Source organism: Mycoplasmopsis arginini, from assembly GCF_965278885.1.
Classification (GTDB): Bacteria; Bacillota_I; Bacilli_A; order Mycoplasmatales; family Metamycoplasmataceae; genus Metamycoplasma; species Metamycoplasma arginini_B.
In genome coordinates this window covers 90020-101711 of the sequence record NZ_CBDIHE010000001.1, presented here as the reverse complement: position 1 = coordinate 101711, position 11692 = coordinate 90020, and the positions used below count along the sequence as shown (strand labels likewise).

At 25.2% G+C, this 11692-nt stretch carries 10 protein-coding genes and 1 rRNA gene; 2 read left to right on the top strand and 9 right to left on the bottom strand.

All coding sequences use genetic code 4. The features are described 5' to 3' along the window. Nucleotides 1-228: 228 nt before the first annotated feature. Nucleotides 229-696 carry an MscL family protein gene (locus tag ACQW0Y_RS00430; protein WP_427867234.1) on the bottom strand — a complete coding sequence of 156 codons (468 nt, stop codon included), beginning with the start codon at nt 694-696 and terminating at the stop codon, nt 229-231. 18 nt (nt 697-714) lie between these two features. Beyond that, nucleotides 715-1113 (bottom strand): hypothetical protein, encoded by a 399-nt coding sequence (locus ACQW0Y_RS00425; RefSeq protein WP_427867233.1) that lies wholly within the window; start codon nt 1111-1113, stop codon nt 715-717. A gap of 119 nt (nt 1114-1232) precedes the next feature. On the opposite strand from ACQW0Y_RS00425, the gene ACQW0Y_RS00420 reads away from it, so the two are divergent. Further along, on the top strand, nt 1233-3056 hold the full coding sequence (locus ACQW0Y_RS00420) for a ribonuclease J (RefSeq protein ID WP_427867232.1): 1824 nt from the start codon (nt 1233-1235) through the stop codon (nt 3054-3056). A 14-nt stretch (nt 3057-3070) separates the two neighbouring features. Here the strand turns inward: ACQW0Y_RS00420 and recO are convergent, their stop codons facing one another. The 7 genes from recO to ACQW0Y_RS00385 all read right to left on the bottom strand — a co-directional run bounded on the left by recO (nt 3071) and on the right by ACQW0Y_RS00385 (nt 10688). Beyond that, nucleotides 3071-3742, bottom strand: a complete 672-nt coding sequence (gene recO, locus ACQW0Y_RS00415; RefSeq protein WP_427867231.1) for a DNA repair protein RecO — start codon at nt 3740-3742, stop codon at nt 3071-3073. A 36-nt stretch (nt 3743-3778) separates the two neighbouring features. Next, nucleotides 3779-3882 (bottom strand): 5S ribosomal RNA (rrf, locus tag ACQW0Y_RS00410). Between the two features lie 124 nt (nt 3883-4006). Beyond that, nucleotides 4007-4864, bottom strand: a complete 858-nt coding sequence (gene whiA, locus ACQW0Y_RS00405) for a DNA-binding protein WhiA (protein ID WP_427867230.1) — start codon at nt 4862-4864, stop codon at nt 4007-4009. Between the two features lie 84 nt (nt 4865-4948). After that, the gene (gene lysS, locus ACQW0Y_RS00400) at nt 4949-6415 is read right to left on the bottom strand and encodes a lysine--tRNA ligase (RefSeq protein ID WP_427867229.1); all 1467 of its coding nucleotides are present in this window, start codon (nt 6413-6415) and stop codon (nt 4949-4951) included. 37 nt (nt 6416-6452) lie between these two features. Further along, a complete protein-coding gene (gene hinT / locus ACQW0Y_RS00395) occupies nt 6453-6776 on the bottom strand; it encodes a histidine triad protein HinT (RefSeq protein ID WP_427867228.1) in 324 nt (107 codons plus the stop codon). Between the two features lie 8 nt (nt 6777-6784). Further along, complete coding sequence (locus ACQW0Y_RS00390; RefSeq protein WP_427867227.1) at nt 6785-8515, bottom strand: HinT-interacting membrane complex lipoprotein P60; 1731 nt, start codon at nt 8513-8515, stop codon at nt 6785-6787. A 1-nt stretch (nt 8516) separates the two neighbouring features. Beyond that, the gene (locus ACQW0Y_RS00385) at nt 8517-10688 is read right to left on the bottom strand and encodes a HinT-interacting membrane complex protein P80 (RefSeq protein WP_427867226.1); all 2172 of its coding nucleotides are present in this window, start codon (nt 10686-10688) and stop codon (nt 8517-8519) included. 221 nt (nt 10689-10909) lie between these two features. Between ACQW0Y_RS00385 and ACQW0Y_RS00380 the strand changes: the two genes are divergently transcribed. Then, nucleotides 10910-11671 (top strand): hypothetical protein, encoded by a 762-nt coding sequence (locus ACQW0Y_RS00380; protein WP_427867225.1) that lies wholly within the window; start codon nt 10910-10912, stop codon nt 11669-11671. Nucleotides 11672-11692: the final 21 nt, after the last annotated feature.

The window sequence follows — 11692 nt, the reverse complement described above, 5'->3', positions numbered from 1 at the left end:
GATAGACTTTTAATTTTTAGTGTTTTTAATTTATTAAATAAAACACGTTTAAATTATAACAATTTTTTTATCTTTTTACTTTTTTGGCTACTTTATTTATTTTTATAAAATAAATTAATGTTTTGACAAAAAAATATAATAAAAAAGTCAACAATTATACTTGTTAACTTTTCTTGAATAATTAATATTTTTAAATGTTTTTAAATCTAAAAAAAATTATTTTATTTTTTATTCGTTTAAATTTTCTTGCTTATTTTTAGATAATTCTTTATTCATTTTTTTAAGTTCTTCTAAAATAAGTTCTTCAGTTGTTAAAACAACTTCTTCCTCTTTTTCTTCTTCAATTGGTAATTTTTTAGCCTTGTGATATTCAATTGAATTTTTAATTAAATAAAATACAAATAAAGTTATAAAAATAAATGTTGATACGATAATAAATTGAATTAAAGCGGCTAAAAATTCTCCTAAAAGAATATTGCCAACTTTAATTTGTTTAACTTCTTGGACATTAAATAAAGAAGTAATGGCCGCCATAATAATATCTTTTGCTAAAGAAGATACAACAGCCCCAAAAGATGCCCCTAATAAAAGCCCAATAGCTAACATAAAAATGTTGCCGCGTTTTAAAACAGAGTTTGCATCTTTAAATGATTTTTTAAAATATTTTCTTTTTTCTTCTAATTCTTTTTTAGTCATTTTTATAATCCTTTTGTACTAATTTTCTATTGTTCTTTTTTTAGCAATAATACCAATGTTTCCAATTCAAGAAATAACTCATAATATTGGGAAAATAGTAGTAATAAATAAAATGATTTTACCAAATGTTTGTTCTTTTCAACTTGCTATTGATAAAACAATAACATCAAGAACAAAAGTTAAAAATCTTACTCCTAATCCAACTATTAAAAGTATTCCTCAAGTAGAATTTTCTTTAAATGCTTTTTTAAGGTCATCTAATAAAACTTGCATTCCGTCGTTTGCATAATCACGAGAATTATCTTGCATTATTTTTTCAAGTCCTCTATATAAAAAATAAATACTAATTGCTAAAATAATTACTAATAAAAATTTAATAACTAAATTAGCAAGTGATAATGATCTTTCTTTTGTCATTTAAAATCCTTTTCTTGTTTTTTGTTAATTATATATAACTATAATTATAATATTTGTTAAAATATTTAAAATATAATCTTATTCTTTTTAAAAAAATAATCAATTATCGGAGGATTTTTATGAAACCAACAAAAATTTTTGGTTTAGGTGGAATGCAGGAAATAGGTAAAAGTACTTTAATTATTGAGTATGACCAGCAAATTTTTATTATTGATACCGGAATTAAGTTTTGCGATAGCTTTGTTACCGGAATTAATGGATCTATTCCTGACTTTACATACTTAACCGAAAATCAACATAAAATTGAAGGCCTTTTTATCACTCATGGTCATGAAGATCATATTGGTGGAGTTCCTTATTTAGTTCAACAAGTTGATGTTAAGAAAATTTTTGCGCCAAGAATTGCAATTCAATATTTAAAACTTAAGTTTTCAGATATGAAAATAAAAACCAATGTTGAATTTATCGAAATTAATAAAGATTTAGTTGTAAACTTTGGTGAATGTTCAGTTGATTGATGAACTGCACAACATTCAATTCCTGATGCCTTTGGTGTTAGGGTTAAAACACCGAATGGTAGTTTAATGATGACTGGAGATTTTAGATTTGATTATACTCCAATTGGAAACTTAACTGACTTTTCAAAATTAAAGAAAATTGGGGAAGAAGGTTTAGACGTATTATTTTCAGATTCAACTAATGCCATGCGTCCGAACCACTCTCCTTCAGAAAGTGATATTCTAAAAGATATCAAAAAATATATGTTAGAAGCTGAGAAAAAAATTATCGTCACAGCATTTGCTTCTAACCTAACAAGAATTAAAGCAATAATTGAATTAGGTGCTTCTTTAGGAAAAAAAGTTATTGCTTTTGGTCGTTCAATGATAGATAATATTGACATTGGTCGAAGATTAGGATATATAAATGCTCCGGATGAAGTGTTTATCGATAAAAAACATCTTTCAAAATATAATGATAATGAATTATTAATTTTAACTACTGGTTCACAAGGTGAAGAAATGGCTGGTTTAGCTAAAATGTCTTACGATAAACACCCTAATGTTTCAATAAAACCAAAAGATACTGTTATTTTTTCTTCTAGCCCTATCCCAGGAAATAGATCAAAATGTGAATTACTAGTTAATCGTTTATATAAATTAGGAGCAATTATTAGAGAAAATGGTGTTGATGGATATTTACATACATCAGGTCACGCTTATAAAGACGAACATCGTAAAATTTTCGAATTAACTAAACCTAAATACTTTATGCCATATCATGGTGAATTTAGAATGAGCGTTGTTCATGGTTATACTGCTGTTGAAAGTGGGGTTAAACCAAACAATATCATTATTGCAAAATTAGGTGAAGTTTATTACTTAGAAAATCATAAGATTTCATTATCAGATGAGAAAGTGTACTTCGGTCCAGTCTTTATTGATGGAAACATTCTTTCAAAAACTAACTCACAAATTATGAAAGAAAGAATGGAACTAGGACAAAATGGTTTTGTTCATGTTATCGTTGCTATTAATAAAGAAAAGAATTTAATTTTAGGCAAACCAAGAATAGTTTCACGTGGAGCCTTCTTTGTTAAAAATTCTTTACAATTAATCGAGGAAGCAAAAAGACTTGTTCATGGTGCAATTTTATATACAATTAAAAATGAAAAAGATTGAACAATACCTAAAATTAAGCAATTAATAATTGACCGTTTAGATCCCTACTTTTATAAAAATAAGCGAAGAAATGTTGTTATTATTCCAACTATTCTACTAACAGATCAAGCCGAAGAAAAAAATGGCAAAAATGAAGAGGAAAGTAAAAAAACTAAATCTGTCAAGCAAAAAATAAAGGTAGCTAAAATTCAAAAAGAAGTTGCTGAGAAAAGAAAAGCAAAAATAAAGAAAAATAATAAAAAAGATAATGAAAAATCTGCTTAAAATTAGCAGATTTTTTATATTAAAGAACTTAATCACTCAATTATTAATAAGTTAATTTTAACACTTTCTTCTTCGTTTATATTATTCTTAAAATAATCAAAGTTTTTATTTAGCCAATATAAAGCTTTTAAAAAGTTAATTTCCTTTGTATTTTTGGAGTGTTCTAAGCAAAGAAAACCGCCTTTATAAAATTCAAAATCAATTATATTATCTTTATTTTTACATTCAACACAATGTTCAAAATTAGGTTTAAATCCAAAAACTTCAAGTAAGCATAATAATATAAAGCTAAAGCTATGATTTGGTTTTGTTTCAACATTATTTAAAAAAATATTATATCTACTAATAAATATTTCAAGGCCTTTACTATTAATTCTATTTAAAAAAAATAAAGTTTTTTCATAAATATTTTGTAAAGTAGGTTTAATCGGAAAATAAGAAATTAAAGTTGCTCTTTTAAGCGTAGAAATATGATCAATAATTTTAGGTTTAATTATTTCTAAATTTACTAAACCTAAAATTGGTAAATTTCTTATATTTTTAGATTCTACTTTTTGAATTCCTTTAGCAAATAAAAATTTAATTCCACTAGATAATAAAACCTTTACTATAGCATCATTTTCAGCAAAATTTTTAATATTTAAAATTACTCCAAGTGTTTCGTATTCTTTTTCTTCCATAACCATAATAATTTTACTTTTTAAATCTCAAAAAGAAATAAAAAAAAGCAACGACCTATCTTCCCTTACGGTATTGTCGGCACGGAAGGTCTTAACTGCTGAGTTCGGAATGGAATCAGGTGGGCCCCTTCGTTATGGTTGCTACATGTAATATTATACAGAAAAAAAATTTTTTGTTTTATTTTTAAAAAATTTTTTATTTAAAATTTAAAACATTGGCGTTCCAGTTATTTCTGCTTTTACAAAAATATAGCTTTTTTGCTATATTTCCTAACTTTTTTTGTCATTTTTAGATAGTTTAGAATGGTATTTTAAAACTTTATTCTTAAGTTTAATCAAAGCATGATTTAACGAAGATCTAGATTTAAAAATCTGGTTTTCCGCTAACAAATTAACCAAATCACTTAAACTACTATCTAAATTTGCTTTTTTTATTTTAAAGAATTTTAATTCTTCTTTTGTAAATAAATTTGTCAGTTTATTCTTAATAATATAATCATAATTTTCTAAAAACAACGTGTTTGCATTAGCTATTCTTTGTTGATTATAAATATCAAAATTGGTTATTCGATTAATATTATTATAATAATCTCTTTCAATTTTATATTCCTCTAATTGGTAATAAGAATTAATAGCTTCAATAGCCTTTAAAAAATCACATATATGATCAATTTTTTTAAGATAGATTAAAAACTTATTTTGTCTCTTAAGCAATTTAAATTCTAAATTATATTTATTTAATGTAGTCAAGCACTCTAATGCTTTATCTAAATCATAAAACTTCAATTCCAAATGGTTTGATGGACTTTCAAAGTTAGAAATAGAACCTGAGGCTAAAAATATCCCAGAAAAGTAATCTCTTTCATATTTTAATTTTAGATTGTTAAATGTATCTATATCAATTAATAAATCATTTTTATGTTCTTGAGTAAAAGAAATATTAAGATCTTCTAGTATTTTTTTTATAAAATCAAAAATGCTTTTATTATTTATTATTAATTTAAAATATAAATCCTCTTTTTTTGAAGTAGCAAAAATTCCACTTAACAAGTTTAGTTTATCTTGTTTTTTAAGTGGGCGACTAATTAACTCTTCTTTTATTTCTTGTGTAAATGTCTTATTTTCCATATTTTAGTTATATTATCTTAGCATAAATTAATAAATTGATAATAAAGAAAAAAATATGCCTTTTAACAAAGCATATTTCAATTATTATTTAATGTCTTTTAATTGTGGGAATAATAGAATATCTCTAATTGAGTCGTTTTGAGTTAAAAGCATTACTAAACGGTCAATACCGATACCACAACCACCTGTTGGAGGTAACCCGTATTCTAAAGCATTGACGAAATCTCAATCAATTTCGTTAGCTTCTTCATTGCCGTTTTCTCTTTCATCTAGTTGAGCTTCAAATCTTTCTAATTGGTCAATAGGGTCTGATAATTCAGTAAACATATTAGCAAATTCTTTTGTTCCAATAAATAGCTCTGCTCTTTGAGTAAATCTTTCGTCATCTAATTCTTTAAAAGCAAGTGGACTAATTTCAATTGGGTGACCATAAACAAATGTTGGTTGTATTAATGTTTCTTCAATGTATTTTTCAAATAAATCATTAATAACGTGACCTAGTTTATAGTATTTTTCAGTCTTAATTCCGTGTTTTTTAGCTAATTCAATTGCTTCTTGGTCATTTAATTTACGAACATCAACGCCAATTTTTTCTGAAACTGCATCAACCATGTTAATTCTTGCAAATGGATATTTAAATTCAATATCATAACCATTAAATTTAACTTTGTCAATGTTTAATTTCTTAGTTAAATGTTTAAACACACCTTCAGTTCTTTCCATCATACCTCACATATCTGAATATGCTTCATAGAATTCGATTGAGGTGAATTCTGGGTTATGTGTACTATCAACACCTTCGTTTCTGAAAATACGTCCAATTTCATAAACTCTTTCTAAGCCACCAACAATACATTTTTTTAATGGTAATTCAGTAGCTATTCTTAAATAGAAATTACGATTTAAAGCGTTATAAAATGTTATAAATGGTTTTGCAGCAGCTCCACCTAAAATCGGTTGTAGAACTGGGGTATCAACTTCTAGATAGTCTAAATTATCAAAGAATTCTCTAACACCTTTAATAATTTTAGTTCTTAAAATAAAAGTGTTTTTTGATTCTTCATTAACAATAGTGTCAACATAACGGTGTCTTCTTCTTTCTTCAGGGTCAACTAAACCATGATATTTATCTGGTAAAGGTTTTAAGGCTTTAGTTAATAAAGTAATTTTTGATGCCTTAACCATTAAAGCTTCGGTGTGAGTTTTTGAAACAAGACCTTCAATACTGATAATGTCGCCTAAATCTAGTTGTTTTAAAACTTCTGATGAAACTTCATCTAAAGTTTTTTTATCAACATAAATTTGCATGCTTGCATTACGGTCTTGTAATACTAAAAATGGTCCACGTTGAGCAATTACTCTTCCATTAAAAATAACAAACTTATTATCAGCATCAATTTCTTCTCTAGTTTTATCTGCATATAATTTTTGAATTTCAATTGAAGAAATTGTTGGTTTAATTGTTGAATTGAATGCTCTAATATTTTTCTCAGCTAAGCTTGAAATTTTATTTCTTCTTATTTGTTCTTGTTCTGAATATTTTCTTTCCATATTATGTAAAATCCTTTCTTAAATTTTAATTTGAATTTTAGTCGTAGTAAGGAATAATATGAACATGAGTTCTAAAAATTGCTTGGCCTGCTGATTCATTATTATTTACAACTAATCTAAAACCAGAAGCATTTAATTTTTCTGTCTGTTCAACTGCTAGTTCTCTAGCTTTTAAAATTAATTTTGCAAGATCCTTATCCTCAATATCGTATAAGTTTTCTGAAAATTCTTTAGGAACAACTAAAAAGTGCCCTTTTTCTTCAGGATCTATATCTAAAAAAGCGATAACATCAGCATCTTCATAAATGATTGAAGCTGGTATTTCACGGTCAATAATTCTCTGGAATGTATCTTTTTCCATGATTTCTATTAAATTAATCCTTCCACTTTAAATAATTCTAAAACAATTGAGTTTAGGTCGGTTAGTTTAAACCCTAAATTGTCTAATATGTATTTATTTGCTTCTCTAAATAATGTATTTCCTTTTGAAGTTGCAAGATAGTTTGCAAGAATGTTTTGTTGATCATTTTCTTTTCAAGGAGTATTTTCAAAAGTTAATACTTTCTTTTCTTCATTTTCATTTTTTAAGTTTTTAACTTGTTTGTTCATAAATAATGGTGAAATTTTTACAACATAAGAAGCATCGATTGCATTATTTTTAACCATATCAATGAATGTTGGATATTTATCTAAATTATATGCATTACCTTGAGTTTCATCTACAAAGGCATTATTAGTGTATTGAAGTTCACTACTAAAGTCATAGAAGTGTCTTGCTCCTAATTCTTTAACACTTAGTCTCATAGGAGCTCTTAAAATTTGGCCACTAAATGTTATTTCTGATTTAAGTTCAAATTGTAATGTGTATTGTTTAGAATCTAAATTAACTGTTTTAGTAAATATTTTTTCATTTGTATTATCTCTTGTCAAACCATCAAATTCAATATCTCTTGCATTAAATGATTTTAATTTAGTTTCATCACCTTGTTTAGCTTTAAGTTCAGCTGTGGCCTTCATTTTTGGCAATTTATTTTCTTGGGCTAAGATTTTAGCTAACTTAAAGTAGTCTTGATCTAAAACTTTTTTAGTTGCTGGATCAACAAATCCAAAAATTGGTGATTCTAATTTTTTAAGAGCATAGAATGAATTTGTTAAATCTCCTGTGCTTTCCCCATTGGCACTAATTCCCTTAAAAGCACGTAATTTATCTAATTCAAAACCTTCTGAAGTTCCAGTTTTTAATAAATATTCTTTATTTTTTGCAACTGGGTTATATTCATATTGTTGTGCATTGGTTGGATTATATGAAGCCAAATTATTAAAGTCTTCGAAAGTTGAAACATTTGCTTTTCCAATTCTTAGATTCATATCTCTATTATCAGTAAATGATCATTTTTGAATTAATGGATTTTCTACTAAATATTTAATTAAATATAAGTTATCAGCAGAAAAATCTAATGATGCATAAATATCTTTCTTAAGTTGGGTAGTTGAATCTTTTTTCATATCTTCAGCTAAACTTACTTGATATTTATCTAATCCATTTTCATTATTTGCTAAAGTTTTAAATTCTTGTCTTGACTTTAATAAGTAAATTTTTGAAACTAATAATTTTTCTAATTCAAGTCTGTAGTTTAATGATAAGAATTTTGAATGTTCCATTAAAAAAATAAACTCATCTTCGCTTGGTAAATTTTCTGGAGCTGGATTATAGTTTGTTGTATCAATATTTAACTTAATAAATTCGTGTTTGATATTTCAAAAAACTTGAGCATCGCCTTCTAATTTTCAAGTAGCGTAATATTTAAAAATATCATATAAATCTTTATGCAATTGATTTTCTTTATTTTTAATTGCTGATAATATTTTATTTTCACCTTGAATGTTTACTAAATCATTAGCATAGAATTTTTCTAAGTAAGTATCAACAACTGATAAAATGATTTGATTTTTTGTTGTTTGTTGTTTTAAAAATCCTGATTGATATCCTGGAGTTTCACTATTCCCGTTATTACTTGAATTATTACATGAAACTAAAATAGGAGTCAATGCTAAAGTAGCAGGTGATAAACTTAATGTTATTTTTGTTAATTTATTCATCTTATTCTCCTTTGCTTTCAGTATCTAAAACATACTTAACAATAATATTGAAGATATATCCAACAATGTTATCAGTTGTATGTGGTTCAATCTTAAATTTATTTGTTCCATTATCAACAGAAAAATCTTTAACTAAATTATCGGTAATTTGTTTTTTAATAAATTCCTTAATTTGACTGTATTTTTTACTTACGATAGAAGCCTTGTTTGTTTGTTCTAGTGTCTTAATATAGCTTAGTGCACCGTTAATATCATTATCATCAAAATTCTTTTCTTTATCAGAATCTACTGGTGTAAATTTTTGTTCTTTTAAATAGTTTTTGAATGTTTCTTGAGATAACAAGTCATCAATTTGATATGAAGAATTTAAGATTTCAGAAAAAATTGATCCTAAATCAAATAATTCGCTTGTAAAAGTGTTCTTGTAATTTGCTTTTGATTTGATTGCTAAATCCTTAACAATTAGTTTTTGGACCGCCTCAACTGTTTCGAATTTATGCAAGTTTTGAATTAAAATTCCTTTAGGGGTAACAGAAACAAAGTTTTCTCCAACTTTGTAAACTGCATCAACTTTATTATTAGGATTTCCGTTTGTAAATACTTCTTTGAATACATCACCAAATACTTTATTAAATGTCTTTTCTTCCAAATTATTAATTAATTTTTCTACTTCACTATTATATTTAGCAAATTCTTCAACATAATTATCTGTTTTAGCTTTTGAAACCGGTTCTGCTGATAAAGCATTTTCCAATTTTGTTTTAAAACTATCTTCTAATTTTGCAAAGTCATCAAGTCCTTTTAAAGCATCAATTAGTTTAGTTTTCAATGTTTTAAATAAATCTTCTTTTTCTTTGTATTGATAGATACCTGTTGTATCAGTAGCGTTTCCTAATAAAATTGATAATAAAGTAAAATATGAAGAAGGTTCAGAAGATGAAATAGCTTGCTTTAAGTTAACAAAACCTTTTGACCCAAATTTAGATGCATTTGATTTATCTGCTGATAGGTATTCAATTAATCTTTGATCATTTTTAGCAGTTCTTTCGTCTTCATTTGTAATATTATCATTCTTAATTAATGTGCTAAAACCTTTAAATCCGTTTAATCCATCAATTGCTAATTTAATTTTTACTTGTGTATCATTTTCGACATATGATGAGAATTTTAGTAAATTAATAATTTCTGCTTTTGTAACGATTCATGGTTTTTCAGCACCAGTTTGATCTTGATGAGCTGATAAAGAAAATTCTGATAAAATCGCTTGTTTTTTATCAATTCATGGTTTTATAAATCTTTCTGGATTCTTAAATTCCTTAACAAATGATTTAGTTACAAACATAGGAATTTTAATTGATGCTTGTGAGTTAGTTTGTGATTCAATTGAATCTTCTGATGGTAAAACATAGTTTTTGTTTTCAACAGCAAAATCTAAGTGAATAGTTTCGCCTTTTTTAGCAATTTCCACTTTTTTACCGTTATATTCATAGTAAACATCTTTATTCGCAACTATTCCATTTTTTAAATCATTATAAGTTCAATCTGTATTAACTTCAGTTCTATATCTACGGTAAGCATGTTTGTTAATCTCAATATTAACTTTATGTTCTAAAGCTTGACTTTCATTTTTAGATGAACCTCATTCTGGTCTAGAAAGTGCTTCTAAGAATTTTTCTTCTCATTTCTTTTCAAGTCCGTATTGTTTTTGATATTGTTTCTTTAGATCATCTAATTCTTTTTGAATTTTTTCTTTAACCTTATCAATTGAATCTAATGCAAAAGTCTTTTCATCTGCTTTTGCCTTGTTTGCATTATAAACAGCTTGATATCATAATGAAGCTTCGTATTCTTTTTCATATAAGTACTTAGCAATATTTTTTTCAATAGAATCAAAGATATTTTTATTCTTGTTTGTTAAAGATGGAGCTTTATCAAGTTCTTTATATTTAATTTCTTGCTTAGTTCCATCTGGTAAGGTAATAGTTAAGATTAAACTTTCTGGTTCTAAAATTGGAGTTGGTAATGGAAGTGCTTTTGACGCTTGTACTAATGGAATTGATATACCGGCTGCTAAAGCGGCTGAAATAGCAGTTGCTCAAAAAGTACCTCAAAGAACTTTTCTTCTTTTAGCTTTTTGTTCAGTTGTTTTAGTTTTTTTAATTTTCTCTGACATGTTTGCCTTTCATAAAATTATTTTTAACATTCAAAAAATTGTTAATTATTCATATTTAATTTTATTAAATAAGAATACAAAAATTTTACCACTTTTTAACTTTATTTTATTTAACAAAAAATTTAGTAAAAAAAATGCTTAAATTAAGTTGAAAAATAAATTATTTTCTTCCAGTTTTAGATAAATAAGAAAAAATTATTGGATTCTATATAATTTAATATATGACTAAAATTTTTAAAAATAAACTGGCAATTTTAAGTGAATTTATTGATATTTGTAATGAACATAGCCTATGATATAGTCTTGATAATGAAAGTTTGTTAGCTTTAGTTAATAACCTTGATTTTTGAGAAAAAACTGATCATTATGAGGTTATTATGACATTTGAATCATATGAAAAATTAAGAGAATTATATCCAAATAAGATTTTAGACTCAGTAAAACATTCTGATTATTATTCATTACAAAATAAATTTGTTGAAAATATTAATAACATATATGAAGATTGCCCATTTATTGATATTAATCTTATTATTCCCACATCAATTGAAAAAATTAGAAAATTTTATAAACATAAGAATAAAAGTATTTCGTACCACCAATTTTTTGCATCTATTAACTACACAAATATCCCTAAAATTAAAAACAAAATATTTATTTCTAAAATTATAAAAAACTTCCAAAGTTCTTTAAATTATAAGGATTTTATCAATCAATTACATGATGATAATTATGAAGGTTTTATTGTAACTTCACCTTTAATTAATAAGAATTTTTTAACAAAATGACTTACAAATACAAACTACAATTTAAGAATTTTTGAAAAAGATGGTTTAAAAATTAATGTTATAAATGAATATCAAAGTTACTTAAAAAATATTTTTGGTAGTGAATGAAAAGAAATTAGAAACCTAGATTTAAAATATGACTTTATTTCATGTACCGGAATAATTAATCATGAAGAATTTAAAGAAATAGCATAAATATGTAAAAAAAATAATAAA